The organism is Agrococcus pavilionensis RW1 (assembly GCF_000400485.1).
Classification (GTDB): domain Bacteria; phylum Actinomycetota; class Actinomycetes; order Actinomycetales; family Microbacteriaceae; genus Agrococcus; species Agrococcus pavilionensis.
The window spans coordinates 1-26,616 of sequence record NZ_ASHR01000028.1 but is presented as its reverse complement, the minus strand read 5'-3'; the positions used below and the strand labels follow the sequence as shown (position 1 = coordinate 26,616).

Annotated in this window: 23 protein-coding genes; 15 read left to right on the top strand and 8 right to left on the bottom strand. The window is 73.4% G+C overall.

Annotation, left to right across the window (positions count from 1 at the left end; genetic code table 11):
• Nucleotides 1–53: 53 nt before the first annotated feature.
• From L332_RS23780 to L332_RS23770, 3 genes are read right to left on the bottom strand one after another with little or no spacing between them, the layout of a single operon-like run.
• Nucleotides 54–1,715 (bottom strand): tripartite tricarboxylate transporter permease, encoded by a 1,662-nt coding sequence (locus L332_RS23780; RefSeq protein ID WP_021010805.1) that lies wholly within the window; start codon nt 1,713–1,715, stop codon nt 54–56.
• A complete protein-coding gene (locus L332_RS23775; protein ID WP_021010804.1) occupies nt 1,715–2,263 on the bottom strand; it encodes a tripartite tricarboxylate transporter TctB family protein in 549 nt (182 codons plus the stop codon). Before L332_RS23775 ends, L332_RS23780 begins: the two co-directional genes overlap by 1 nt.
• Nucleotides 2,260–3,306, bottom strand: coding sequence for a Bug family tripartite tricarboxylate transporter substrate binding protein (locus L332_RS23770; protein ID WP_021010803.1), 1,047 nt, complete (start codon nt 3,304–3,306; stop codon nt 2,260–2,262). The genes L332_RS23775 and L332_RS23770 overlap by 4 nt, the downstream gene beginning before the upstream one ends.
• A 156-nt stretch (nt 3,307–3,462) precedes the next feature.
• On the opposite strand from L332_RS23770, the gene L332_RS23765 reads away from it, so the two are divergent.
• Together L332_RS23765 and L332_RS23760 are read left to right on the top strand one after the other, a co-directional pair.
• A complete protein-coding gene (locus tag L332_RS23765) occupies nt 3,463–5,058 on the top strand; it encodes an ATP-binding protein (RefSeq protein ID WP_021010802.1) in 1,596 nt (531 codons plus the stop codon).
• On the top strand, nt 5,055–5,729 hold the full coding sequence (locus L332_RS23760) for a response regulator (RefSeq protein ID WP_021010801.1): 675 nt from the start codon (nt 5,055–5,057) through the stop codon (nt 5,727–5,729). The genes L332_RS23765 and L332_RS23760 overlap by 4 nt, the downstream gene beginning before the upstream one ends.
• An 8-nt stretch (nt 5,730–5,737) precedes the next feature.
• Here the strand turns inward: L332_RS23760 and L332_RS23755 are convergent, their stop codons facing one another.
• Nucleotides 5,738–6,460 carry a VIT1/CCC1 transporter family protein gene (locus L332_RS23755; RefSeq protein WP_021010800.1) on the bottom strand — a complete coding sequence of 241 codons (723 nt, stop codon included), beginning with the start codon at nt 6,458–6,460 and terminating at the stop codon, nt 5,738–5,740.
• Between the two features lie 187 nt (nt 6,461–6,647).
• Between L332_RS23755 and sucC the strand changes: the two genes are divergently transcribed.
• The 4 genes from sucC to L332_RS23735 all read left to right on the top strand — a co-directional run bounded on the left by sucC (nt 6,648) and on the right by L332_RS23735 (nt 9,905).
• The gene (sucC, locus tag L332_RS23750) at nt 6,648–7,814 is read left to right on the top strand and encodes an ADP-forming succinate--CoA ligase subunit beta (protein ID WP_021010799.1); all 1,167 of its coding nucleotides are present in this window, start codon (nt 6,648–6,650) and stop codon (nt 7,812–7,814) included.
• 14 nt (nt 7,815–7,828) lie between these two features.
• Nucleotides 7,829–8,728, top strand: coding sequence for a succinate--CoA ligase subunit alpha (gene sucD / locus L332_RS23745; protein ID WP_021010798.1), 900 nt, complete (start codon nt 7,829–7,831; stop codon nt 8,726–8,728).
• A gap of 106 nt (nt 8,729–8,834) precedes the next feature.
• Nucleotides 8,835–9,023 (top strand): hypothetical protein, encoded by a 189-nt coding sequence (locus L332_RS23740; RefSeq protein ID WP_021010797.1) that lies wholly within the window; start codon nt 8,835–8,837, stop codon nt 9,021–9,023.
• A gap of 69 nt (nt 9,024–9,092) precedes the next feature.
• Nucleotides 9,093–9,905 (top strand): MBL fold metallo-hydrolase, encoded by an 813-nt coding sequence (locus L332_RS23735; RefSeq protein ID WP_021010796.1) that lies wholly within the window; start codon nt 9,093–9,095, stop codon nt 9,903–9,905.
• Nucleotides 9,906–10,004: 99 nt separating this feature from the next.
• Here the strand turns inward: L332_RS23735 and L332_RS23730 are convergent, their stop codons facing one another.
• The gene (locus L332_RS23730) at nt 10,005–12,224 is read right to left on the bottom strand and encodes an NADP-dependent isocitrate dehydrogenase (RefSeq protein ID WP_021010795.1); all 2,220 of its coding nucleotides are present in this window, start codon (nt 12,222–12,224) and stop codon (nt 10,005–10,007) included.
• Nucleotides 12,225–12,372: 148 nt separating this feature from the next.
• Between L332_RS23730 and L332_RS30355 the strand changes: the two genes are divergently transcribed.
• From L332_RS30355 to L332_RS23700, 6 genes are all read left to right on the top strand, one after another.
• A complete protein-coding gene (locus L332_RS30355; protein ID WP_021065024.1) occupies nt 12,373–14,001 on the top strand; it encodes a cell division protein PerM in 1,629 nt (542 codons plus the stop codon).
• 10 nt (nt 14,002–14,011) lie between these two features.
• A complete protein-coding gene (gene purN, locus L332_RS23720) occupies nt 14,012–14,641 on the top strand; it encodes a phosphoribosylglycinamide formyltransferase (protein ID WP_021010793.1) in 630 nt (209 codons plus the stop codon).
• Nucleotides 14,638–16,359: a bifunctional phosphoribosylaminoimidazolecarboxamide formyltransferase/IMP cyclohydrolase gene (purH, locus tag L332_RS23715; RefSeq protein ID WP_021010792.1), complete on the top strand. Its 1,722-nt coding sequence runs from the start codon at nt 14,638–14,640 to the stop codon at nt 16,357–16,359. The genes purN and purH overlap by 4 nt, the downstream gene beginning before the upstream one ends.
• A 118-nt stretch (nt 16,360–16,477) precedes the next feature.
• A complete protein-coding gene (locus L332_RS23710) occupies nt 16,478–17,071 on the top strand; it encodes a P-loop NTPase family protein (RefSeq protein ID WP_021010791.1) in 594 nt (197 codons plus the stop codon).
• A 283-nt stretch (nt 17,072–17,354) separates the two neighbouring features.
• Nucleotides 17,355–19,226 carry an ABC transporter ATP-binding protein gene (locus L332_RS23705; protein WP_021010790.1) on the top strand — a complete coding sequence of 624 codons (1,872 nt, stop codon included), beginning with the start codon at nt 17,355–17,357 and terminating at the stop codon, nt 19,224–19,226.
• Nucleotides 19,223–21,031, top strand: coding sequence for an ABC transporter ATP-binding protein (locus tag L332_RS23700; protein ID WP_021010789.1), 1,809 nt, complete (start codon nt 19,223–19,225; stop codon nt 21,029–21,031). Before L332_RS23705 ends, L332_RS23700 begins: the two co-directional genes overlap by 4 nt.
• A 261-nt stretch (nt 21,032–21,292) precedes the next feature.
• Here the strand turns inward: L332_RS23700 and L332_RS0115390 are convergent, their stop codons facing one another.
• From L332_RS0115390 to L332_RS23690, 3 genes are all read right to left on the bottom strand, one after another.
• The gene (locus tag L332_RS0115390) at nt 21,293–22,738 is read right to left on the bottom strand and encodes an alpha-amylase family glycosyl hydrolase (RefSeq protein WP_021010788.1); all 1,446 of its coding nucleotides are present in this window, start codon (nt 22,736–22,738) and stop codon (nt 21,293–21,295) included.
• Between the two features lie 16 nt (nt 22,739–22,754).
• On the bottom strand, nt 22,755–23,201 hold the full coding sequence (locus tag L332_RS23695; RefSeq protein ID WP_021010787.1) for a GNAT family N-acetyltransferase: 447 nt from the start codon (nt 23,199–23,201) through the stop codon (nt 22,755–22,757).
• A gap of 73 nt (nt 23,202–23,274) precedes the next feature.
• On the bottom strand, nt 23,275–24,264 hold the full coding sequence (locus tag L332_RS23690; RefSeq protein ID WP_021010786.1) for a 1-phosphofructokinase family hexose kinase: 990 nt from the start codon (nt 24,262–24,264) through the stop codon (nt 23,275–23,277).
• A 125-nt stretch (nt 24,265–24,389) separates the two neighbouring features.
• Here L332_RS23690 and L332_RS29500 point away from each other — a divergent pair, with 125 nt between their 5' ends.
• The 3 genes from L332_RS29500 to L332_RS30125 form a co-directional block, all read left to right on the top strand.
• On the top strand, nt 24,390–25,073 hold the full coding sequence (locus L332_RS29500) for a hypothetical protein (protein ID WP_021010785.1): 684 nt from the start codon (nt 24,390–24,392) through the stop codon (nt 25,071–25,073).
• A 99-nt stretch (nt 25,074–25,172) separates the two neighbouring features.
• Nucleotides 25,173–26,306, top strand: a complete 1,134-nt coding sequence (locus L332_RS23680; RefSeq protein ID WP_144061062.1) for a hypothetical protein — start codon at nt 25,173–25,175, stop codon at nt 26,304–26,306.
• A gap of 85 nt (nt 26,307–26,391) precedes the next feature.
• On the top strand, nt 26,392–26,616 hold a 225-nt coding region (locus L332_RS30125), incomplete at its 3' end, for a hypothetical protein (protein WP_144061061.1).

The following is a 26,616-nucleotide window of genomic DNA, read 5'->3' as shown; positions in this document are numbered from 1 at the left end:
ACGGATGCCGTCCCGGTGTGTCCGGGACGGCATCCGTCGTCTTCTGGTGCGCCTCAGTCGCGGCGGTCGTCCTCGGGACGATCCGGGTCCCGGTCGACTCTCGGCAGCGCCGTGGTCGAGAGCCGGCCGCGGTCGGGCTGCGGGTGCGGCTCGTGCGACTCGATCTCCTCGTCGATCGCCGCGATGGCCGTCGTGTCCGCCGCGGGCAGCGCCGCCTCGAAGCGGGCGCGGCGGCGCTTGAGCCACAGCGCGAGCACGATGATGAGCGCCATCGCGACGTAGGCGACGATCGAGAACGGGCTCTGCACGAGGTACGACGGGTCGCCCTGCCCGATCTGCATCGCCTTGCGGAGCTGCTCCTCGGCCATCGGCCCGAGGATCGCGCCCACCACGAGCGGCGCGATGGGGAAGCCGAGGCGCCGCATGAAGAAGCCGAGCACGCCGAGCACGAGCAGCACGCCGATGTCGAACACGGTGAAGTTCGCCGCGTACGCGCCGAGGCCGGCGAACACCAGGATGCCCGCGTAGAGGTAGGGGCGCGGGATCTGCAGCAGCTTCACCCACATGCCGACGAGCGGGAGATTGAGCACGAGCAGGAGCGTGTTGCCGATGTAGAGGCTCGCGATGAGCGCCCACACGAGGGCCGGCTGCGTGTCGAACAGCCGCGGGCCCGGCTGGATGCCGTAGCTCTGGAACGCGCTCAGGATGATCGCGGCCGTCGCGGTCGTCGGGATGCCGAGCGTCAGCAGCGGCACGAGCACGCCCGCGGCGGCGGCGTTGTTCGCCGACTCGGGCCCCGCGACGCCCTCGATCGCGCCCTTGCCGAACTGCTTGCGGTACTCCGGCTTCGCGAGGCTCCGCTCGGTTGCGTAGGAGAGGAAGGTCGCGACGTCGGCGCCGCCGGCCGGGATCGAGCCGATCGGGAAGCCGATGCCCGCGCCGCGGAGCCACGGCTTCCACGAGCGCGCCCAGTCGGAGCGGCGCATCCACGTGCGCCAGCCGCGCGTGATGGGGATGATCGGGATCTCGCCGTTGCGCAGCCGCGAGCCGACGTAGAGCGCCTCACCGAGCGCGAAGAGGCCGACCGCAACGAGCACGACGTCGATGCCGTCGCCGAGCTGCGGGATGCCGAGCGTGAACCGCGCCTGGCCGGTGAGCGTGTCGACGCCGATGAGGCCGATGAAGAGGCCGATCGAGAGCGACACCATGCCGCGCCAGGCGCTGTCGCCGAGCAGCGCGCCGACGGTGAGGAAGGCGATCACCATGAGCGCGAAGTAGTCGGCGGGGCCGAGGCTCACGGCGAATCGCGCGACCACGGGCGCGAGCAGCGTCAGGAGCACCGTCGCGATCGTGCCGGCGATGAACGAGCCGATCGCCGCGGTCGCGAGGGCGGCCGCGCCGCGGCCGGCGCGCGCCATGCGGTTGCCCTCGAGCGCCGTGACGATCGAGGCCGACTCGCCGGGCGTGTTCAGCAGGATCGAGGTCGTCGATCCGCCGTACATGCCGCCGTAGTAGATGCCCGCGAAGACGATGAACGCCGCGGTGGGCTCGAGCGAGTAGGTGATCGGCAGCAGCAGCGCGACCGTCATCGCCGGGCCGATGCCCGGCAGCACGCCGACGGCCGTGCCGAGCAGCACGCCCAGGAGCGCCCACAGCAGGTAGATCGGCTGCAGCGCGGTCGCGAAGCCCTCGAGCAGCAGGGTCCAGGTGTCCATCAGAGGCCGATCCAGGAGGTGAGGGTGCCGGTCGCCGGCAAAGAGAGCCCGAGCAGCGTGCCGAACACGACCTGCGTGACGACGCCGAGCGCGAGCCCGATGAGCACGGCGACCCACCAGCGCTTCGCGCCGAGGGCGAGCGAGGCGCCGGTGAAGAGGATGGTGACGCCGAGCGGCCACCCGAGGTGGGGGATCGTGAGCATGAGCGAGAGGAAGCTCAGGACGACGACGCCCGTGGAGCCCCACGAGGTGCCGTGCTCGAGGTCGATGTCCTCGCCCTCCTCCGCGTGGCCGAAGCGGCCGCGCAGCTGGCCGATGAGCACGGCGATCGCGCTGACGAGCATGAGCCCGCCGACGGCGTAGGGGACGACGCGAGCGCCGAGCGTGTTCGTCGAGCCGGGAGGCTCGCGGATGGTCGTGGTCGCGATCAGCACGGCGATCGAGAGGAGCGCGATGAGGCCGACGAACGCCATCGCCTCGATCCGGGCCGAACGCGACGCCGCCGACGCGCCCGAGGGGGTCGCGCCGGCGGACGTCGCGGTGCTCATTCGATGAGCCCGATCGTGCGGAGGGTCTCCTGCGTCTGCGTGATGTCGTCGGCGAGGAACGCGTCGAACTCGTCACCGGCGATGAACGCATCCGTCCACCCGTTGGTCGAGAGGATCTCGGTCCACGCGTCCTGCTCGTGCAGCTGCGTGACGAGGTCGATGAGCGCGGTGCGCTCATCGGCGGTGATGTCGCCGGGCGCGATGACCCCGCGCCAGTTGGTCACCGTCACGTCGATGCCCTCGTCCTGGATGGTCGGCACGTCGGGCAGCGCCTCGGCGGGCTCGGCGCTCGAGACGGCGAGCGCGCGCAGGTCGCCCGAGAGCACCGACTCCGAGAACTCGCCGACGCCCGAGATGCCGGCCTGCACGGTGCCGCCGAGCAGCATCGTGAGCGCCTCGCCGCCGCCGGAGTTGGCGATGTAGTTGAGCGTCGAGGGCACGTCGGCGGCGTCGACGCCGCCCTCGGTGAGCAGCAGCCCCGCGAGGATGTGGTCGATGCCGCCGGCCGAGCCGCCCGTGACGGCGATGCCCTGGCCCTCCTCGACCACCGCGTCGACGAGGTCCTGCAGCGACTCGTAGGGCGAGTCGGCCGGCACGACGATGACGAGCGGCTCCTCGGTGAGCTTCGCGATCGGCGTCGTGTCCTCGATGCGGGTGCTCGACGCGTTCGTCTCGACCGCGCCGACCATGACGGAGCCCGTGATCATGAGCGTGTTCGGGTCGGTCTCGGTCGCGAGGCTCGCGAGGCCGACCGTGCCGCCGGCGCCGCCGATGTTCTCGACCGGGGCCGAGCCGACGAGGTCGGTGTCGGTCAGCACCTGCGAGAGCGCGCGGGCGGTCTGGTCCCAGCCGCCGCCGGGGTCGGCGGGGGCGATGACGTTCACGGCGCTGATGGCCGCAGCCTCGCCGTCACCGGCGGGCGCGCTGCCCGCGGGCGCGCCGCCGCCCGACGAGCAGGCCGCGAGGGCGAGCATCGCAGTCCCCGCGATGCCGACTCGGACGATGGTCGAGAAGCGCGTGCTGCGCGCGGTGCTGGGGTGCATGGACCGTCTCCTCCTTGAGCGCCCGGCGCCATGCCGGGTCACGATCTGCCTGGACGCTAACCGGGCCGGATGCGCTGCGGCGCGTTGTGGTCGATGTGTGCGTTTCGGTCGTTTCGGTCACGATCCGCCTCGCGGGATCGCGCCTACCATGGGGCCGTGAGGAGAGCGATGAAGCTGCGCACGCAGATCGTGCTGCTGCAGAGCGCGATCATGCTCGTCGTCATCCTCGGCTCGGGCGTCGCCGCCGCGTGGCTGCAGGAGCGCTCGTTGCGCGACGCCTACCTCGACCGCATGATCGGGGTCGCCTACTCGGTCGCGCAGCTGCCGTCGGTGACCGAGGCGTTCGACGACCCCGACCCCGCAGCCGTCATCCAGCCGATCGCCGAGACGGTGCGGGAGGCATCCGACGTCACGTACGTCGTGGTCTCGAACGTCGAGGGCATCCGCTACTCGCACCCCAACCCCGACCGCATCGGCGAGGTCGTCTCGACGCCGCCCGACGCGGCCCGGAGCGGCGAGCTCGTCACGACGACCGAGACCGGCACGCTCGGCACCTCCTGGCGAGCGAAGGTGCCTGTCTTCGGCCCCGACGGCGCGATCATTGGCCAGGTCTCGGTGGGCATCCTCGAATCGGAGCTGCACGCGGAGTGGCTCAGCACCATCTGGATCCTCGGCCTGTGCCTCGCGGTCGCGGCGATCGTCGGCGTGCTGCTCGCCGGCTGGGCCGCGGCGCAGGTGCGGAAGCGCATCTACGGCGTCGAGCCGGACGAGATCAAGTCGATGCTCGAGACCCGCAACGCGACGCTCCACGGGATCGGCGAGGGGCTCGTCGTGCTCGACGACTCGGCGACGATCACACTGTGCAACGACTCCGCCCTGCGGCTGCTCGGGCGGGAGGGCGACGACCTCGCGGGCGTTCCCATCGCCGAGGTGCTCGACGCGCAGCTCGAGCTGCTGCTGGCCGACGCGGGCGAGCAGCAGCTCGTGCTCGCGGGCGAGCGGATGCTCGTGGCGCGTGCCGACCCGGTGGTCGTCGACGGCCGCACCGTCGGCACCGTGCTCATCCTGCGCGATCGGACCGAGCTCGACGCGGCGCTGCGCGACCTCGCCGGCGCGCAGGGCATGACCGAGACGCTGCGCGCGCAGCAGCACGAGTTCGCCAACACGCTGCACACCCTCGGCGGCCTGCTCGAGCTCGGTGAGACCGAGGCGGCGATGCAGGTGATCGAGCGCGCGGGCGCGGGCGGCGCGCTCGCGGCGCTCGAGCCCGCGAGCGGGATCCTCGAGCTCGAGGTCGCGGCGCTGCTGCTCGCGAAGCGGGCGCAGGCGCGCGAGCACGGGGTCGAGCTCGTCGTCCGCGAGCGATCCCGACTGCGCCCCGCCGCACCCGCGGGGGACGCGAGCGACTGGGTCACGGTGCTCGGCAACCTGCTCGACAACGCGATCGAGGCGGCGTCAGGCGGCCGGGTCGAGGTGGCGATCGACGACGTCGACGGCGAGCTCGGCCGCGTCGTGACGATCGTCGTGGACGACGACGGGCCCGGCGTGCCGGAGGGCCGGCGCGCCGCGATCTTCGACCTCGAGGAGTCGACCAAGCCGCGCGCGGCCGGACTCGCTCGCGGCTACGGGCTCACCCTCGTCCGCCGGGTGGTCGACCGGCTCGGCGGCAGCGCGGCCGTCGAGGCATCGCCGCTCGGCGGCGCGCGCTTCACCGCCACGCTGCCGGTCGCTCGCCGCGAGGTGCCGGCGTGAGGACGCTGCGGGCTCTCATCGTCGAGGACGATCGGGCCGTCGCGATGGTCACGCGAGGGTTCATCGAGCGCCACGGGGCGTTCCTGGTCGCGGGGCAGGCCGGCACCGGGCGCGACGCCCTCGAGGCGATCGAGGCGATCCGCCCCGACCTCGTGCTCCTCGACGTGCACCTGCCCGACGCATCCGGGATCGAGGTGCTGCGCGTCGCCCGGGCGCGCGGCTTCGCCGGCGAGGTCGTGGCGGTCACGGCGGCGCGGGATCTCGAGACCGTGCGCGCCGCGCGCGCGTTCGGCGTGCGGCACTACCTCGTGAAGCCGTTCGGCCTCGAGGCCATGCGCGAGCGGCTCGAGGCGATCCGGGCCGAGATCGAGCGGGCCGAGACGCTCGGGCCCGCGGTGCTCGACCAGCGCGCCGTCGACGCGATGCTGCAGCCGGCCGATCGGCAGCGCCCGGCGCCGCCCGGCTCGCAGCTCACGCTCGAGCGGGTGGCAGCCGCGCTCGAGGGCGCGGTCGAGACGGTGAGCGCCGCCGAGCTCGCGGAGCGGCTCGGCATGTCGCGCGTGAGCGCACGCCGCTACCTCGAGCGGCTCGTGCTCGACGGCCGCGCGGAGGTCGCGCCGCGGTACGGCGGCACCGGGCGGCCCGAGCTGCGGTACAGCCCGCGGCGCTGACGCCGCCGCTAGTGCACGGGCGTGCCGACGAGCGCGCCGATCGCCCAGGTCGCCGCGAGCGCGAGGATACCGCCGATCAGCACGCGGAACATCGCGACGCGCTTGCCCGAGGCGCCGATGCGGGCGGAGACGAAGCCCGTGATGAGCAGGGCGACGACGGTCGCGATCGCGATCGGCCACGGCATCCACGCACCGGGGGAGAGCACCGCCGCGAGCAGCGGGATGAAGGAGCCGATCGTGAAGGCGACGGCGGAGGCGAGCGCCGCCGACCACGGGTTGTTGAGGTCGTCGGGGTCGAGGTTGTACTCGATGCTGAGGTGCGCGCGCAGCGGGTCCTTGCCGTGCAGCTCGAGCGCCGCGGTGTGCGCGGTCGCGGGCGAGAGTCCGCGCTCCTCGAACATGTGGGCGAGCTGGTCGATCTGCCCCTCGGGGTTGTCGGCGAGGTGCTGCTGCTCGCGGCGAATGGCACCTCGCTCGCTGTCGCGCTGCGACGAGACGGAGACGTACTCGCCGACGCCCATCGAGAACGCGCCGGCGACGAGCGCCGCGACCCCCGCGGTCAGCACGCCGGCGGGCGACGTGCCGGCGCTCGCGACGCCGACCATGAGCGCTGCCGTCGAGACGATGCCGTCGTTCGCGCCGAGCACGCCGGCGCGCAGCCAGTTGAGCTTCGACGCGATCGATCCGACCGGCGGCGGCAGGTCGGGACGGCGCTGGAGCGCAGGATCCATGGATGTCCTCCCGGGCATCCATCGTCCGGTGCCGTCGAGTGCGCCGCAAGCAAGGCGGCACTCGGCCCAACCGCGCCCGCGCGCCGAAGCGAGCGGCTTCGGCACGCCGAAAGCGACGGGGGCGCATGTGAGGCGGGGTTAGGCTTGACAGCGGCGATTCGCCACCAGCACACCGATTGGATGACGCGTGGATCTGTACGAGTACCAGGCAAGGGACCTGTTCGAGCAGCACGGGGTCCCCGTGCTGCGGGGCATCACGGCCGACACTCCCGACGAGGCGCAGGCGGCTGCCGCGGAGCTCGGCGGCGGGGTCGTGGTCGTGAAGGCGCAGGTCAAGACGGGCGGTCGCGGCAAGGCCGGCGGCGTCAAGCTCGCGAAGAGCCCCGAGGAGGCGAAGGCCGCCGCGGAGGCGATCCTGGGCCTCGACATCAAGGGGCACACCGTGCACCGCGTGATGGTCGCCGAGGGCGCCGCCATCAAGGAGGAGTACTACTTCTCGGTGCTGCTCGACCGCGCCAACCGCTCGTACCTCGCGATGTGCTCGTACGAGGGCGGCATGGAGATCGAGCAGCTCGCCGAGGAGCGCCCCGAGGCGCTCGCGAAGGTCGAGGTCGACCCGTCGACCGGCATCGACCAGGCGAAGGCCGAGGAGATCGTGCGCGCCGCGAGCTTCCCCGAGGAGCTCGTCGCGAAGGTCGCGCCCGTCATCGTCAAGCTGTATGGCGTCTTCACCGGCGAGGACGCGACGCTCGTCGAGGTCAACCCGCTCGTGCTCACCGAGGGCGGCGACGTCATCGCGCTCGACGGCAAGATCACGCTCGACGAGAACGCGGAGTTCCGGCACGAGGCGCACGCGCAGCTCGAGGACAAGGCCGCGACGAACCCGCTCGAGGCGAAGGCCAAGGCGGCCGACCTCAACTACGTCAAGCTCGACGGCCAGGTCGGCATCATCGGCAACGGGGCGGGCCTCGTCATGTCGACGCTCGACGTCGTCGCCTACGCGGGCGAGCGCCACGGCGGCGTGAAGCCCGCCAACTTCCTCGACATCGGCGGCGGCGCCTCCGCGCAGGTCATGGCCGCCGGCCTCGACGTCATCCTGAACGACGAGGACGTCAAGAGCGTCTTCGTCAACGTCTTCGGCGGCATCACCGCGTGCGACGAGGTCGCGAACGGCATCGTCAAGGCGCTCGAGATCCTCGGCGACGAGGCCTCGAAGCCGCTCGTCGTGCGGCTCGACGGCAACAACGTCGAGGAGGGTCGGCGGATCCTCGCCGACGCCAACCACCCGCTCGTGACCGTCGTCGAGACGATGGACGAGGCCGCCGACAAGGCCGCCGAGCTGGCTGCGGCCTAGGAGATACAGAAGAGATGTCGATCTACCTCAACAAGGACAGCAAGGTCATCGTCCAGGGCATCACCGGCGGCGAGGGCTCGAAGCACACCGCCCGCATGCTCGCGGCCGGCACCCAGGTCGTCGGCGGCGTCAACGCGCGCAAGGCCGGCACGACCGTCTCGCACACGGCGCAGGACGGCTCCGCCGTCGAGCTGCCGGTCTTCGGCTCCGTCGCCGAGGCGATGGCCGAGACGGGCGCCGACACGTCGATCGTCTTCGTGCCGCCGGCCTTCGCGAAGGACGCCGTCATCGAGGCCGTCGACGCGGGCATCGGCCTGCTCGTCGTCATCACCGAGGGCATCCCCGTGCAGGACTCGGCCGAGTTCTGGGCGCACGCGAAGGCCAAGGGCACGACGCGCATCATCGGCCCGAACTGCCCCGGCATCATCACGCCCGAGGAGTCGCTCGTGGGCATCACGCCCGCGAACATCACCGGGAAGGGCCCGATCGGCCTCGTCTCGAAGTCGGGCACGCTGACCTACCAGATGATGTTCGAGCTGCGCGACATCGGCTTCTCGACCGCCATCGGCATCGGCGGCGACCCGATCATCGGCACGACGCACATCGACGCGCTCGAGGCCTTCGAGGCCGACCCCGAGACGAAGGCGATCGTCATGATCGGCGAGATTGGCGGCGACGCCGAGGAGCGCGCGGCCGACTTCATCAAGGCCAACGTGACGAAGCCCGTCGTCGGCTACGTCGCCGGCTTCACGGCTCCCGAGGGCAAGACGATGGGCCACGCCGGCGCGATCGTCTCGGGCTCGTCGGGCACCGCCGAGGCGAAGCAGGTCGCGCTCGAGGCGGCCGGCGTCAAGGTCGGCAAGACGCCCTCCGAGACCGCTCGCCTCATGCGCGAGGTCATCGAGTCGCTCTGACGTGAGCGCTCGCGGAGCGCCCCGGCTGCGGCCGGGGCGCTTCCGCGTTCTCGGGCACCGCTCGGGCGCGCCGTCTAGGGTGGCTGCACGACTCGAGGAGGCAGCCATGCATCACGACGCGAGCAGCGAGCACGACGACGAGGGCACCAAGAAGCCCGGCGGGCTCGGCGACGACGGCACGATCCCCGCGAACCCCGACGGCCTCGGCGCGACGACGACCGACGAGGAGTCGACGTTCGAGCCGGAGGAGGACGAGGCGGCCGACGACCAGGCGGCGAAGCCCGACGTCGACTGACGACGCCTCGCGCCCCGCGCGCGACGGCCCGCGCTCGCGCCGAGCACGGACGCGGTGCAGAGTGTCAGCATGACGATCCTCTGCGCGACGTGCGGCGTCGAGACCGCCGAGCCGCTGCCCGAGACCTGCCGCATCTGCGCCGACGAGCGGCAGTGGGTGCCGCTGCACGGGCAGATCTGGACGAGCGTCGAGGAGCAGCTGGCCGACGGCATGCACATCGACGTCGTCGAGCTCGAGCCCGGCGCGTGGGCGCTCACGTCGGATCCCGCCGTCGGCATCGGCCAGCGCTCGATCCTCGTGCAGACCGACGCGGGCAACGTGCTGTGGGATCCGCTCGGCACGATCACCGACGACGCAGTCGAGCAGGTGCACGAGCTCGGCGGGCTCGCGTTCGTCGCCGCCTCCCACCCGCACATGTTCAGCGTGCAGTGCGCGTGGGCGGACGCGCTCGACGCGCGCGTGCTCGTGAACGAGCGCGACGCATCCTGGATCGCCCGCCGCCACGAGCGCATCGACCTGTGGGACGGGGAGGTCGAGCTGCTGCCGGGCGTGCGGCTCATCCGCTTCGGCGGTCACTTCCCCGGCGCCGCCGTCATCGAGTGGGCGCGGGGGAGCGGCGGCGAGGGCTCGCTGCTCGCGGGCGACACGATGCAGCCGAAGCCCGACCGGCGCAGCGTCGCGTTCATGCGCTCGTACCCGAACAACATCCCGCTCTCAGCGGGCGTCGTGCGCCGGCTCGCGGAGCAGGCGGTCGGGCTGCGGTTCCGCCGCGTCTACGGCAACATCCCCGGGCAGGTCGTCGAGGACGGGCCGGAGGCGATCGCCCGCAGCGCCCAGCGCCACATCGACTGGGTGACGGGCGTGCACGACGACCTGACCTGAGGGCGCGCCCGGACGGGCACGAGCGAGAGGGGCGGATGCGCCCGAGCGGGGCCGGCGTGCCCGGCCCGCTCGGGCGCATCCGCCCCCGTCGGTCTCGCGTCAGCGCAGGTGCGCGAGGATCCCGTTGAGCGTCGCGCTCGGCCGCATCGCGGCGTCGGCGAGGTCGGTGTCGACGCGGTAGTAGCCGCCGAGGTCGACGGGCGAGCCCTGCGCCTCGAGCAGCTCGCGCTCGATCGCGTCGGTCTGCTCGACGAGCTGCTGCGCGACGGGCGCGAACACCTCCGCGAGCTGCGCGTCGTCGCCCTGGGCGGCGAGCTCCTCGGCCCAGTAGCGCGCGAGCCAGAAGTGGCTGCCGCGGTTGTCGGTCTCGCCGACCTTGCGCGAGGGCGACTTGTTCTCGTTGAGGAACGTGCCGGTCGCCGCGTCGAGCGTCTCGGCGAGCACGCCCGCGCGGGCGTTGCCGGTCGACTCCGACAGGTGGCGGAACGACTCCGCGAGCGCCATGAACTCGCCGAGCGAGTCCCAGCGCAGGTGGTTCTCCTCGACGAGCTGCTGCACGTGCTTCGGCGCCGAGCCGCCGGCACCGGTCTCGAACAGGCCGCCGCCGTTGAGCAGCGGCACGACGGAGAGCATCTTCGCGCTCGTGCCGAGCTCGAGGATGGGGAAGAGGTCGGTGTTGTAGTCGCGCAGCACGTTGCCGGTCACCGAGATGGTGTCCTCACCGCGGCGGATGCGCTCGATCGAGACGCGCGTCGCCTCGACCGGGCTGAGGATCTGGATGTCGAGCCCCTCGGTGTCGTGCTTGGGCAGCTCGGCCTCGACCTTCTTGATGAGCTCGGCGTCGTGCGCGCGCTCGGCGTCGAGCCAGAAGATCGCGGGCGTCGACGAGGCGCGGGCGCGCGTCACCGCGAGCTTCACCCAGTCGCGCACCGGCACGTCCTTCGTCTGGCACGCGCGCCAGATGTCGCCGGCCTCGACGTCGTGCGAGAGCAGCACCTCGCCGGCCGCGTTCACGACCTCGACGCGACCGTCGCGCTCGATGCGGAACGTCTTGTCGTGCGAGCCGTACTCCTCGGCCTTCTGCGCCATGAGGCCGACGTTCGGCACCGAGCCCATCGTCGTCGGGTCGAAGGCGCCGTTGCGCTGGCAGTCCTCGATCACGACCTGGTAGATGCCGGCGTACGACGAGTCGGGGATGACCGCGAGCGTGTCGGCCTCCTCGCCGTCCGGGCCCCACATGTGGCCCGACTGGCGGATCATCGCGGGCATGGATGCGTCGACGATGACGTCCGAGGGCACGTGCAGGTTCGTGATCCCGCGGTCGGAGTTCACCATCGCGAGGCGCGGGCCGTCGGCGATGCCCTGCTCGATCGCGGCGCGCACCTCGGCGGCCGTCTCCTCGCCGAGCTCCGAGAGGCCGGAGAGGATCGAGGCGAGGCCGTTCTCGGGCGAGAGGCCGGCCTCGGCGAGCTGCTCGCCGTACCGCTCGAACACCGCGGGGAGGAACGCGCGCACGACGTGGCCGAAGATGATCGGGTCGGAGACCTTCATCATCGTCGCCTTGAGGTGGGCGGAGAAGAGGATGTGCTCGTCGCGAGCGCGGCGCACCTGCTCGGCGAGGAAGGCGTCGAGCGCCTTCGCCGACATGAACGTCGCGTCGACGATCTCGCCCTCGAGCACGGCGAGGGCGTCCTTGAGCACGGTCGTCTCGCCGTCGGCGCTCACGAGGCAGATCTGCAGCGTGTCGGCGGCGGGCATCGTGACCGACTGCTCGTTCGAGCGGAAGTCGCCGGCGCCCATCGTCGCGACGGCCGTCTTCGAGTCGGCCGACCACGCGCCCATCGAGTGCGGGTGCTTGCGCGCGTACTCCTTCACCGAGCGCGGCGCGCGCCGGTCGGAGTTGCCCTCGCGCAGCACGGGGTTGACGGCCGAGCCCTTGACCGAGTCGTAGCGCGCCCGCGCGTCACGGTCGTCGTCGGTGACGACCTCGTCGGGGTAGTCGGGCAGCGCGAAGCCCTTCGACTGCAGCTCGGCGATCGCGGCCTTGAGCTGCGGCACCGACGCCGAGATGTTCGGCAGCTTGATGATGTTGGCCTCGGGCGTCTTCGCGAGCTCGCCGAGCTCGGCGAGCGCGTCGGCCTCCTGCTGCTCGGCGGGGAGGCGGTCGGCGAAGGCGGCGACGATGCGGCCGGCGAGCGAGATGTCGCGGCGCTCGACCTCGACGTCGGCGGCCGCGGCGAAGGCCTCGACGATCGGCAGGAACGAGTGCGTCGCGAGCATCGGCGCCTCGTCGGTGTACGTGTAGATGATCTTGGCCATGCGGCTCGAACCCCTCGCGGTCTCGGATTGTGACGGCGGCCTCGAGAGCGTGCGCGGGCCGCGCCGTGCGCATCCAACCTACCGCGAGCGTGCCCGTCCGCCGCGCGGCGGCGGGGCTCGGGCCGGATGCGTCGGTAGGGTGCCAGCCGTGCGTCGCGTGTGGGCCGGGATCGGCCAGGCAGTCGAGTCCGCCGCCATCGCAGCGGTGGGCCTCGTGCTGTGCGCGCTCGTGCTGCTCGCCGTCTGGGGCGTCGACCAGGGCTTCGCCGGCGACCCGCTCGTGCACTGGCGCATCGCCGCCGACGCGTGGCTCGTCGGCCACGGCGTCGACCTCTCGCTCGAGCTCGGCCGCGACGCGGTCATCGCGGTCGGCATCGAGGCGGCGAGCCGGCCCTTCGCGATCACGCTCGGCGCGTGGGGCATCGGCCTCCTCACGCTCTGGCTCCACTGGCGCAGCGGCCGCCGGCTCGCCGAGCTGCCGATGCTCGACGCGGGCATCGCGACCGCGAGCGGCGCGCTCGCGACCGGTGCCGTCGGCCTGCTCGCGGCCGTGAGCGCCCAGCACCCCGTCGCATCCCCCGACCTCGCGCAGGCCTTCGCGCTGCCCGCGCTCGTCGCCCTCGTCGGCATGGTCGCCGCCATCGTGCGCGTCCACGGCCACGACTGGCTCGACGCGGCTGCGCGCGCGCTCACGATCGAGGACCGCTGGATGCGCCCGATCCGCGCCGCCCTCCGCACGGGCGCGGGCGGCGCGGTCGCGGTGCTCGGCGTCGGCGGCCTCGTGCTCGGCGTCGGCCTCTTCGCGCGCTTCGCCGACGGCCTGCTCGTGATGGAGTCGCTGCAGGTCACGCACCTCGGCGCCTTCGTGCTCTTCCTGCTGCAGCTCGTGCTCGCACCCGTCGCGATCGTGTGGGCCGCGGCGTGGGCGGTCGGGCCGGGCTTCATGATCGGCACCGGCTCGCACGTCTCGCCGCTCAGCACCGACCTCGGCCCGATCCCCGCGATGCCGCTGCTGTCGGCGATCGACCCCGAGGCGGCGCCGTGGATGCTCGCCGTCGTCGCGCTCCCGGTCGTCGCGGCGGTCGTGGTCGGCGCGCTCGCGCGGCAGACGATCCTCGCAGGCACCGCCGCGCGCCCCGTGCACTGGTGGGAGCTCGCGATCGCCGGCATCGGTGGCGGCGTGCTCGCCGGCGCGCTGCTCGGCCTCGCCGCGATGCTCTCGAGCGGCTCGATCGGGCCCGGCCGGCTCGCCGAGGCGGGGCCCGACGCGGTGCTCGTCGCCGCGTGGGGCGCGCTCGAGGTGGGCGTCGGCCTCCTGATCGGCCTCGTGGTGGGCGGCCGCGGCCTCGGCTCGCTCGCGCGGGAGGGCGAGGGCTCGACGATCCGCGAGGTGCTCGGCCTCCGCGCGGGCAACGACGGTGCGGATGCGTCCACGGGCGACGCGGACGCCGACGCGCAGGAGACCCGGCCGGTCGCGCCGGTCGCGGAGCCCGCGGTCGCAGCGCCGACGCCCGTCGAGCCCGCGCCGGCCGAGCCGGGACCGGTCGAGCCGGGACGGGTCGAGCCGGTGGCTGGAGCACCGGTGCCCGACGCGCCGCAGGAGACCTCGCCGGTCGTCGCCGTCTCGATGGAGGACCGGGCGGCGACGCAAGCCGTCGATCCCGTCGAGGCGCCCGCGGGGGGCACCCCGGCGACCGACGACGGCGCCGAGCCGGCGCACGAGCGCGACGCAGCGCATCCGGACCCGACTGCCGACGGCGACGAGCACCCTCGGTAGGCTGGAGGGCGTGCTCCGCGTCGTCGTCCTCGTCTCCGGGAGCGGCAGCAACTTCGCCGACCTGCTCGATCGTGCTCGCTCCGGGCGCGTCGCTGTCGAGGTGATCGCCGTCGGCGCCGACCGCGAGTGCGGCGGCATCGAGATCGCGCGCGCCGCCGGCATCCCGACCTTCGTCGAGCCGTTCGCCCCGCCGCGCGAGGCCTGGAGCGATCGCATCGCCGAGCGCGTCGAGGCGTTCGAGCCCGACCTCGTGGTGCTCTCGGGCTTCATGCGGCTGCTCTCGGCCGAGGCGGTCTCGCGCTTCGAGCCGGCGCTGCTCAACACGCATCCCGCGTTCCTGCCCGAGTTCCCCGGCGCGCACGGCGTGCGCGACGCGCTCGCGGCGGGCGTCACCGAGACCGGCGCGAGCGTCATCATCGTCGACAGCGGCGTCGACACCGGCCCGATCCTCGCCCAGCAGCGCGTGCCCGTGCTCGAGGGCGACACCGAGGCGACGCTCCACGAGCGCATCAAGCTCGTCGAGCGCGAGCTGCTCGCCGAGGTGCTCGCGGGCATCGCCGACGGCTCGATCGACCTCGCCGACCACGGCCTCGAGCACCGGCTCGACCAGCCCGACACCGCACCGGAGGAAGCCAAGTGAGCGGACCGCAGCACGACCCCAGCCTCTACCGCGAGCGCGACGCGGTGCCCTTCCGGCGCGCGCTGCTCTCGGTGAGCGACAAGACCGGCATCGTCGAGCTCGGCGCGGCGCTCGCGGAGGCGGGCGTCGAGCTGGTCTCGACCGGCTCGACCGCGAAGCTGCTCGCCGGCGCGGGCCTGCCCGTGACGGAGGTCGCGTCGGTCACCGGCTTCGCCGAGGCGCTCGACGGCCGCGTCAAGACGCTGCACCCCGCGATCCACGCCGGCCTGCTCGCCGACCTGCGGCTCGAGCACCACGAGGCGCAGCTCGCCGAGCTCGGCATCGCGCCGTTCGAGCTCGTCGTCGTCAACCTCTACCCGTTCGTCGAGACCGTGCGGTCGGGCGCGGCCGATGCCGACATCGTCGAGCAGATCGACATCGGCGGGCCGGCGCTGGTGCGGGCGTCGGCGAAGAACCACGCGAACGTCGCGATCGTGACCGACCCGCGCGTCTACCCGCTCATCGCGAAGGCCGCCGGCACGGGCCTGAACCTCATGCAGCGGCGCGCGCTCGCGCGCGACGCGTTCGCCCACACCGCCGCCTACGACCGCGCGGTCGCGCGCTGGTTCGCGGGCGAGCCGGTGGACGAGCCGGCCGCGGCGGCGCCCGCGGCGGCCTCCGCCGCCGAGGCGCCCGCTGCGAGCGCGGCGCTGGCCGCCCCGGCAGCCGCGACGGGCGCGCCCGAGCCGGCCGACGCATCCGCCGCCGACACCTCGAGCGCGAGCGGGCTGCTGCGCGCGGTCGGCGCCGCGAGCCTCGTGCAGGGGCTGCGCTACGGCGAGAACAGCCACCAGCAGGCCGGCCTGTTCGCGCTGCCCGGCGGCCGCGGCATCACGCAGGCCGAGCTGCTGCACGGCAAGCCGATGTCGTTCAACAACTACGTCGACGCCGATGCGGCGCTGCGGGCGGCGTACGACTTCGTCGAGCCGGCGGTCGCGATCATCAAGCACGCGAACCCGTGCGGCATCGCGATCGCGGCGCCCGGCGCGGCCGACGCGATCGCCTCGGCGCACGAGCGCGCGCACGCGTGCGACCCGGTCTCGGCCTTCGGCGGCGTCATCGCCGCGAACCGCACCGTCACGCGCGCGATGGCCGAGACGGTGAAGGACATCTTCACCGAGGTCGTCGTCGCGCCCGACTTCGAGCCCGAGGCGCTCGAGCTGCTCACCGCGAAGAAGAGCATCCGGCTGCTGCGCCTGCCGGAGGGCTACGCGCGCGAGGGCTCCGAGCTGCGGCAGGTCTCGGGCGGCGTGCTCGTGCAGCAGCCCGACACGTTCGATGGCTTCTCGTCGCACACGTGGCGACGGGTCGCCGGCTCGCACGTGGCCGACGACGTGCTCGCCGACCTCGAGTTCGCCTGGCGCGCCGTGCGCTCGGTGAAGTCGAACGCCATCCTGCTCGCCGCGGGGCTCGCCTCCGTCGGCGTCGGCATGGGTCAGGTCAACCGGGTCGACTCGTGCGCGCTCGCCGTCTCGCGCGCGGGGGAGCGGGCCGCCGGCTCGGTCGCGGCCTCCGATGCGTTCTTCCCGTTCGCGGACGGCCTCCAGGTGCTGCTCGACGCGGGCGTGCGCGCGGTCGTGCAGCCGGGCGGCTCCGTGCGCGACGAGGAGGTCATCGCCGCGGCGACCGCCGCCGGCATCACGATGTACTTCACGGGCGAGCGCCACTTCGCGCATTGAAGGCGCGGCCTCGCCGCCCGCCTCGCCGACGGGGGCGGTCGCGCCCGACCGGGGCCGGCACGCCCGCCCCGCTCGGGCGCATCCGCACCGCTCGGCGCGTGCCGGTAGCCTCGCCCGCATGAGCGCCGGCACGATCGACGACGTGCGTCGCGCCCGCCGCGTGCTGTGCTTCGGCGCGACCGGCTCAGGCAAGTCGACGCTCGCCACCGCGCTCGGCGAGCGGCTCGGCCTGCCGGTCGTGCTCATGGACGAGCTCTGCTGGGATCCGGGCTGGGTGCAGCCGCCGCGCCCGGAGCTCGACGCTCGCGTGCTGCCGGTGCTCGAGCGCGAGGCGTACGTCGCCGACACCGTCTACGGCATCCACAACGAGGCGGCGCTCGCGCGGGTCGACGTGATCGTCGGCCTCGACTACCCGCGGCTCGTGTCGCTCGCGCGGCTGCTGCGCCGCACGCTCCGGCGCGTGCGGACGCGCGAGCTCGTGTGCAACGGCAACGTCGAGACCGTCCGCGCCGTGCTCTCCCGCGACTCCATCCTCGTCTGGCACTTCCGCTCGTGGCGCTCGAAGCGCGCGCGGATGCGGGCCTGGCATGCCGACGCGACGAAGCCGCCCGTGCTGCTGCTCAGCACCCCCGCCGACGCGGACGCGCTGCTCGACGCGCTCGGTCCCGGTGCGCGCGACGCGACGTCATCGGGAAACGCCGATCAGCGGTAGACACGCCGCTGTGAGTCTGCTTAGGATTGAAGGCTGTCTGCACCGACCGGGTGCTGCCGACGCCAGGAGGATGCCATGAGCACGACGACCACCGCGATCGCTGCCGCCCCCGCCCTCCGCGTCCGCCCCGCGCGCGTCGCCGCCTAGGAGCAGACGGGGCATCGCCCGCCGCGAGCCACGCTCGCCCTCGCGTCACGACCGCTGACGCCGCTCGACCCCAGCGACCATCGTCGCGCCCCACCATCGCCGGCCCACCCCGCCTGCGACCGCGAAGGATCCCCTCATGTCCTCGACGTCTCCGGATCAGACCGAGACCAAGCCCGTCAGCCACCTGCGCGCGCTCTCGCGGCTCGTGTCCTTCCTCCGCCCGGTGCTGCCGCGGCTGCTGTGGGGCACGTTCGCCGCGCTGCTCTCGGCGCTGCTGAGCCTCGCGACCCCGATCGCGATGCGCGCGCTCGTCGACGGCCCACTCGCCGCCGCCGACGCCGCCGCGGTCTGGCCGGTCGGCCTCGCGATCCTCGCGCTCGGCCTCGGCGAGGCGTTCTTCGTCTACATGCGGCGGCTGCTCGTGACGCTGCCCTCGACGAAGGTCGAGGCGTCGATGCGCCGCTCGCTCTACGCGAAGCTGCAGGCCCTCCCCGTCGCGTTCCACGACCGCTGGCAGTCGGGGCAGCTGCTCAGCCGCGCCGTGCAGGACCTCGGCATGATCCGCCGCTTCACCGCCTTCGGCGCGCCGCTGCTCGTCGTCAACTCGATCACGCTCGTCGTCGGCATCGGCGTGCTCTTCTACTGGAGCCCGCTGCTCGCCGGCGTCTTCGTCGTGCTCTCGGCGCCCATCGTGCTCGTCGCGCTGCGCTTCGAGCGCCGCTACTTCTCGATCTCGCGCTCGGCGCAGGACCAGGCGGGCGACCTCGCGACGACCGTCGAGCAGTCGATCCACGGCATCCGCGTGCTCAAGGCCTTCGGCCGCGGCCGCCACGCGCTCGAGGGCTTCACCGACCAGGCGAAGCGGCTGCGCGAGACCGAGATCGACAAGGCCCGCATGGACGGCAACCTGTGGATGTGGCTGACGATCGTGCCGTACGTCTCGTACGCGGTCTGCCTCTTCCTCGGCGTCTGGCTCGCGGCGAGCGGCCAGATCACGGTCGGCACGCTCTTCGCGTTCTTCGCCGTCGCGATGGTGCTCAACTGGCCCATCGAGTCGATCGGCTTCCTGTTCGCGTTCCTCATCGACGCGTCGAACGCATCCCGCCGCTTCCACGAGATCCTCGACAGCGAGAACACGATCGTCGACCCGGCCGAGCCGAAGACGATCCGCGAGCCGAAGGGCAAGCTCGTGTTCGAGGGCGTGCACTTCCGCTACCAGGACGCGCAGCCGCACGAGCGCGACCTCGTCGACGGCGCCGACCTCGTGATCGAGCCGGGCGAGACGATGGCGCTCATCGGCGTCACCGGCTCGGGCAAGACGACGCTCACGGCGCTGCCGACCCGCCTCTACGACGTCACGGGCGGGCGCGTGCTGCTCGACGGCGTCGACGTGCGCGACCTGACCCTCGAGGAGCTCCGCACGCACATCGCGATGGCGTTCGAGGACGCGACGCTCTTCTCGGCGTCGGTGCGCGACAACGTGCTCATGGGCGCGCCGGATGCGTCGGAGGAGGCCCTCGACCGCGCCCTCGCGATCGCCCAGGCCGACTTCGCGCGCAACCTGCCGGACGGGCTCGACACCGAGATCGGCGAGGAGGGCCTCTCCCTCTCCGGCGGCCAGCGGCAGCGCCTCGCGCTCGCGCGCGCGGTCGCGGCCGACCCCGCGGTGCTCGTGCTCGACGACCCGCTCTCGGCGCTCGACGTCGAGACGGAGGCGCAGGTCGAGGATGCGCTGCGGCACGTGCTCGAGCGCACGACCGCCCTCATCGTGGCCCACCGCCCGAGCACGGTGCAGCTCGCCGACCGCGTCGCGCTCATGCGCGACGGCCGGATCGTCGACGTCGGCACCCACTCCGAGCTGCTCGCGCGCAGCGAGCACTACCGCTACGTGATCTCGAGCCTCGAGGAGGCCGAGCGCGACCGCCAGTCGATCGCCGCCGTCACCGGCTCAATGGAGGTCATCGACCTCGACGAGCTCGACGCCGAGTCCGAGGAGGTGTCCCGATGAGCGTGCAGGGCGTGCAGGGCGAGGACCGCACCGACTACACCAAGGCCGAGTCGAAGGCCATCCGAGCGCGCTCGCGGCGCCTGCTCGGCTCGCTGCTGAAGCCGCACGTCGGCCGCGTCGTCGTGACGCTGCTGTTCGTCGTGATCGCGGCCGCCGCGAACATCGCGGGGCCGCTGCTCATCGCCTACGGCATCGACGTCGGCCTGCCGGCGATCATGGAGCAGGGCGACTGGATGCCGCTGTGGGTCGCGACGCTCGTCTACATCGTCGCGGCGATCGCCGCGGGCGTGCTGATGTACCTCTACACCGTCGGCATCGCGCGCATCAGCCAGACGGTGCTCTACGAGCTGCGCCGGCGGCTGTTCGCGCACGCGCAGCGGCTGAGCCTCGAGTTCCACGAGTCCTACACGTCGGGCCGCATCATCGCGCGGCAGACGAGCGACCTCGAGTCGATCCGCGACCTGCTCGACCAGGGGCTCAACGAGCTCGTGCGCGGCGTGCTCATCATGGGCTTCACCGCGGGCGCCATGACGCTGCTCGATCCGCTCTCGGGCGCGATCATCGGCATCGCGCTCATCCCCGCGATCATCCTCACCCGCTGGTTCCAGGTGCGCTCGACGGTGCTCTTCCGCGAGACCCGCACGACGAGCGCGCGCATGATCGTGCACTTCGTCGAGACCATGACGGGCATCCGCGCCGTGAAGGCGTTCCGCAAGGAGGCCGCGAACCAGCGCGAGTTCGACGAGCGCGTCGACGACTACCGCGACGCGAACTACCGCACGATCAACATCTTCGGCATCTACGAGCCGGGGATCATGATGATCGGCGCGGTCACGATCGCGACGCTCGTGATCGTCGGCGGTCTCCGGGTCGTCGAGGGCTCGATGCAGATCGGGGCGCTGCTCGGCGTCGCCCTCTACGCGCGCAACTTCTTCCAGCCCATCCAGGGCATCGGCATGTTCTTCAACGGCTACCAGTCGGCATCGGCGGCGCTCGAGAAGATCTCGGGCGTGCTCGAGGAGGAGCCGACGGTGAAGGAGCCGGTGCAGCCGAAGGCGCTGCCGGCCTCGCGCGGGCAGATCGACTTCGACGCGGTGCGCTTCGCGTACGGCAACGGCAAGGTCGTGCTGCCCGACTTCGACCTGCACATCCCCTCGGGCCAGACGATCGCGCTCGTCGGCACGACCGGCGCGGGCAAGTCGACGCTCGCGAAGCTCGTCTCGCGCTTCTACGACCCGACCGAGGGAGCGGTGAAGCTCGACGGCGTCGACCTGCGCGAGCTCGCGAACGACGACCTGCGGCGTGCGGTCGTGATGGTGACGCAGGAGGCGTACCTCTTCTCGGGCACCGTCGCCGACAACATCGCGCTCGGCAAGCCGGGCGCGAGCGACGAGGAGATCGAGGCGGCCGCGCGCGCGGTCGGCGCCCACGGCTTCATCGAGGCGCTGCCCGACGGCTACGCGACCGACGTCAACAAGCGCGGCGGCCGCGTGAGCGCGGGCCAGCGGCAGCTGCTCTCGTTCGCGCGCGCGTTCCTCGCCGACCCGCGCGTGCTCATCCTCGACGAGGCGACCGCGTCGCTCGACATCCCCTCGGAGCGGCTCGTGCAGGAGGGCCTCACGACCCTGCTCGCCGACCGGACGGCGATCATCATCGCCCACCGGCTCTCGACAGTCGCGATCGCCGACCGGGTGCTCGTGATGGAGCACGGCCGGATCATCGAGGACGGCTCGCCCGCCGAGCTCATCGAGCAGGGCGGGAAGTTCGCGTCGCTGCACCGGGCGTGGCGGGAGTCGCTCGTCTAGCGCTGACCCTCGTTCGTCGAGTAGGCCGCGGAGCGGCCGTATCGAGACGAACCGACTGCGCGTCTCGATACGCGGCCTGCGGCCGCTACTCGACGAGCGGGGGAACATAGCCCGTTCGTCGAGTAGGCCGCGGAGCGGCCGTATCGAGACGAATCGACTGTGCGTCTCGATACGCGGCCTGCGGCCGCTACTCGACGAGCGGGTGGGGTCGCGGCCTGCGGCCGCTGCTCGACGAGCGGGTGGGGTCGACGAGCGAGGCGGCTACGGGCGGGCGGAGCGGTCGAGCGCGACCGCTTGCCACGGGTCGAGCTCGAGCGCGGCGACGCCGCCGGCGACCTCGACGACGGATGCGCAATCGGGCACGACGACGTCGCAGTAGTCGCCGTCGGGCAGGCCGACGGGCACCTCGACCGAGGCCGGCGCGTCGTCGAGCTGCACCGCGAACGCGGCCGTCTCGCCGCGGAGCGAGACGAAGACCGAGTCGATCGACGACTGCTCGGTCACCGGTGCGTCGACGACGCGCGAGCGCCACGAGACGAGCTCGAGCGTGCCGGGCCAGCGGTGCTGGCACACCCAGTCGCCGTCCTGCCAGCCACCCTCGGGGTCTGGCCGCGCATCCGCCGCGCACGACGCATCCGCCACCGAGCCGTCGGCCTCGAGCACCGGGCCCGCGTCGCGGTCGGTGAACGCGTAGCCGGAGTAGAGCGTCGGCGGGCCGTAGTCGCTCGCGAGCATGACGGCGGTCGCCGCGGCGAACGCGCCGCCGTCGCGGTAGGAGAGCGTCTGGCTGTTGCGCTCGGTGTCGTGGTTCGCGACGAAGGTGCGCTGGCCCTCCTCGAGCAGGCCGTAACCGGCGGGGGAGAGGTCGGCGAGCGCGCGCGCCTGCCCGCCGCGCACGAAGGCGCCGACGCGCTCGGCCCAGCCGAACTCCCACACGGTCGAGAAGCCGGTGTACTGCTCGGGCAGCACCGGCTCGCCCGCGCCGCGGATGACCTCGCTGATGACGGGCGTGCCCTCGGGCAGCGCGCCGACGATCGCGGCGACGTCGTCGGGGTCGATGTGCTTGGCGGCGTCGACGCGGAAGCCCGTCACCCCGAGCGAGAGCAGGTCCTCGAGGTAGCCGACGATCGTCGCCCGCACCGATTCCGACTCGGTCGCGAGGTCGGCGAGGTTCTCGAGCTCGCAGTGCTGGATGACGAAGGGCTCGCGGTAGGCGTCGATGTCGTCATCGGGCGTGCGGTTGCAGTCGTGGAAGTCGGCGCGGCCGTAAAGGCCCGGGTACTCGTAGTGCTCGAACGCGGTGCCCGCCCAGCCCGAGCCCGACTCGACGCCCGCCATGTGGTTGATCACCGCATCCGCGTAGACGTCGACGCCCGCCTCACCGCACGCGGCGGTCATCGCGGCGAACTCGTCGCGCGTGCCGAGCCGCGACTCGACGGCGTACGAGACGGGCTGGTAGCTCCACCACCACTCGGTTCCGTCCGCGCCCGGCAGCGCGGCCGTCGCGCCGTCGACGTGCTCCTGCGGCGGCGAGGTCAGCACCCACGCGACGCCGGCGTCGCCGAGCGCGGGGCACTCGGCGGCGATCGCGTCCCACGTCCACTGGAACATCGCGACGCCCGCGTCGCGGCGCTCCGGCGGGGCGGATGCGCAGCCCGCGACCGCGAGCACGGCCGCGGTCGCGACGATGGCGGCCAGGCGTCGCACGCTGCGCTCGCGGGGGCTAGAGCGTCTTGCGGCCGATGGCCTCGCCGTACTCGTTCTCGCCGATGACCTCGAAGCCGACCGCCTGGAAGAACTTGCCGGGGCCGAGGTCGCCCTCCTCCCACACCGCGAAGAGGTGCTCGAAGCCGAGCCGCTTGGCCTCCTCGGCGACCTGCTCGACGGTGTAGCTGCCGACGCCGCGGCGCTGCGCGTCGCCCGCGACGTACATGCGCAGGATGCTCGAGCGGTACTCCTCGCGGTCGACCTCGGGGTCGAAGTTCGCCATCACGAACGCGACGGGCTCGTCGCCGTCGAAGACGACGCGCTGCCACGCGCTCTGGGTGTTGACGAACTCCTCGAGCCGCGCGTTCGCGGCGAGGAAGGCCTCCTGGCCGCGCTTGAGCGTCATGCCGTTGGCAGCGACGATGTTGGCGGCGTTGAGCTCTTCGAGGCGCAGTGTCGTCATGGGCACACCGTACCAGCGCGATGCCGGGGGCCGAATGGGCGTTGGATGAACGCTCGGAGCCGGCTGGACGCGCTCAGCCGATGGGCGTGATGCGGATGCGCTCGGCGAGCTCGGCGGGATCGGCGATCGAGCCTGCCTGGGCGTCGAGCACCGCGGCCGCCGACCACGCGGTCGCGCGGGCGAGCTGCTCCTCGAGCGTCGCGCCCTCGCCGAGCGCCTCGGCGAGCGCCGCGACCGCGGCGTCGCCCGCGCCGGTCGGGTTGCCGTCGAGCACGTGGTCGAGCACGGCGTGCCACGCGCGGCCGTCGGGGAGCACCGCGAGCATCCCCTCGATGTCGAGCGACGCGAAGACGGTGCCGGTGCCGAGCGCCGCGAGCCGGCGGGCGGCGTCGAGCGGGTCGGTGCCGCCCATCGCGTCGAAGAGCTCGTGCCGGTTCGGCTTGACGGCCGTCGCGCCCGAGGCCATCGCGTGCCGCAGCTGCTCGCCGCCGACGTCGACGATCACGGGGCGGCGCACGGCGAGCGCGATGTCGACGACGGAGGCGCAGAAGCGGTCGGGCGTCAGCGGCGGGAGCGAGCCCGACGAGACGACGACCCGCGCGGCGGGCGCCTCCGCGCGCACGATCTCGAGCACGCGCGCCCAGTCGCGGTGGTCGATCGGCTCGCCCGTCTCGTTGAGGTTCGTGGTGCCGGCGGGCGTGACGATCGCGGTCGTGCGGCGCGTGGGCGCGGCGACCTCGACGAGCCGGTGCGGGATCCCGGAGCGGTCGAGCTCGTGCACGAACAGCGACTGCACGGGGCCGCCGACCGGGGCGACGACGACCGCGCGGCCGTGCTGCTGGTGCAGCACGCGCGCGACGTTGACGCCCTTGCCGCCCGCGCGGGCGAGGCCGGTCGGCACGCGGTGGCTCGAGCCGGGCCGCAGGTCGTCGATCGTGTAGGTGATGTCGATCGCGGGGTTCGTTGTGACGCACAGCACGTGGGCGCCGCTCGGGCGGCCGGTGTCGGCGGTCGGTGCGAGGGTGTCGGATGCGTCGTCGGGGCGGGGAGCGTCGGTCGCCATCCAACCTCCTCGTCGCGATCGCAGGGCTCAGCGGACTCGGATCGATCTTGGCACGGCGCGCGGTCCCCGACACGCCGGAGGCGGTTGACCGGTTCGAACACACGTTCGAGAATGGGAGGGTGAGGATGGCGTCCACGAGGCTCGAGCGCCGCTCGGGCGAGGAGCGCACCGCGACGATCGAGGCGCTGCGCGAGCGGCTGCGCGGCATGCAGCAGGCCGTGCCCGCGACCGCGCCGACGGTCGACGACGCGGCGCCCGCGGGGCTCGACGAGGTCGTCCGCACTCTCCGCCCCGGTGCCGCCCACAGCATCCAGTCGCGCAGCCTCGCGCTCGCGTGCCTCGGCGCGGCGCTGCCCGCCGGCGCGTGGGGCGCGATCGTCGGCATGCCCGACCTCGGCATCGAGGCGGCCCGCGACCTCGGGGTGCCGATCGACCGCATCGCGCTCGTGCCGCAGCCGGGCCGCGCGTGGCTCGACGCGGTCGCGAGCCTCGCCGAGGCGATGCCGGTCGTGCTCGCCGCCTCGCCCGCGCGCGTGACGCCCACCGAGGCCGCTCGGCTCGCGGCGCGGCTGCGGCAGGCCTCCTCGACGCTGCTCGTCGTCGGCGAGTGGCCGAACGCGGCGACCGTCGTGCGGAGCGTGCGCGCCGAGTGGCAAGGGCTCGCCGACGGCGATGGACGGATCGCCGCGGGCAGCCTGCTCGTCGAGGCCGCCGCTGGCGGCGCGCCCCGGAGGGCGCGCATCCCGATCGCCGGTCGACCGGCGGTCGAGCTCGAGGAGGAGCAGTCGCTGCGCCTGCCCGCCGCGTGATCTCTCGCCTGGGAAAGCACTGAGAAATCCTTGCCGTTCGCGCAAGCGTTCCGTACGGTGGCGGGCAGACCCGAAGGTCACGACTTCGAAGGGGCAGCCATGGCGGCGAGCAGAGCAGGGGCGCGGCCCCGCGTGCTGCGCCTGGCCCTCGCCGCCGGTGCCGCATCGCTCGGTGCCATCGGCCTCTCCGTGCTGCTGGGCGGCTCGGCCGCGCACGCCGTCGACGACGACCGCGGCGCCACGACCGGCCTGCTCGGCGATGTCGGCGATCTCGTCGGCGGCGCCGTCGGGCTCGTCACCGAGCCGGTCGACGCGCTCGTCGGCGGGCTCGCGCCCGTGACCGATCCGGTCGAGGCGCTCGTCGCTCCCGTCGTCGCCCCCGTCGCCCCGGTCGTGGGCGCCGTCGTCGACCTCCCCGGCGAGGTCGTCGGCGCCGCGAGTCCCGTCGTCGCCCCCGTCACCGGTGCCCTCCAGCCCGTGCTCGAGCCGCTCGCGCCCGTCACGCAGCCCGTCGAGCGACTCGTCGAGAGCGTGCGCGGCGAGGTGCTCGCGCCCGTCGTCGGCGCGGTCGACGAGACCGTGGCCGAGCTCCCCGTCGTCGACGAGCTGCTCGGCGAGCGCCCCGTCGCGGGCATCGTCGACCCCGTCGTCGAGGCGATCGACGAGACCGTCGTCGACCTCGTCGTGCCGACTCCGTCGCCCGAGCCCGGCGCGTCGCCCGAACCCGGCACCGCGCCCGCCCCCGGCGCGAGCCCCGCTCCCGTCCCGACCCCGGCGCCCGGCGCCGGCCCCACCCCCGCGCCGGGCGCCGGCCCCGCGGTCGGCGAGCAGCCCGGCGAGATCGTCGCCGAGGCACCCGCGCTCGGCGGCGCGCTCGAGGGTGCCGACGCATCCGCCCCCGCGCCGCTCGGCGAGCGCGCACCCTTGACCCTCGAGCGCCTCGTCGCCGATGCGCTCGCCTCCGTGCCGGCGCCGGCCGCCGCGCTCGACGAGGCCGTGCCCGCCGTGCCGCTCGCGGCCGAGCCGGCCGCGTCCCGGGCGCCCATCGGCGCCGAGCCGTCGGCCGTCGTGGCCGGCGGAGCGAGCGGCGCTGCCGCCGCCGGCGCCAGCCAGCCGCTCGCCGTCACCGACAGCCACCGCCTGCCGCAGCTCGCCCAGGGCGAGCTCCGCGCGGCCGCGGATGACCGCATCCCCGATGCCCCGGTGGAGGAGCACACCGCAAGCCCTGATTGAGCGATCCGAGGCCGCGCCCTGCGCGCGGCACGCAGCCGTCCCGGAGCGGGCCGGCGGATCTCTCGATCAGAAGGGCAAGATGACTATGCGCAAGCTCGCATGGCGAGCGCTGGCAACCACAGCGCTCGCGGGCGGCCTCTGGGCCGCAGGCACTGGCATCGCCAGTGCGGTGGATGCCGACGCGACGATCAGCGTCGGCTCGCAAGACCTCGTGGTGGCGACGGCATCCGTGCCGATCGACCTCGCCGGGATCGAGGTCGACGCCATCGCGGACGTCGACCTGCTGGGCGACGACGGGCTCGTGTCGGCC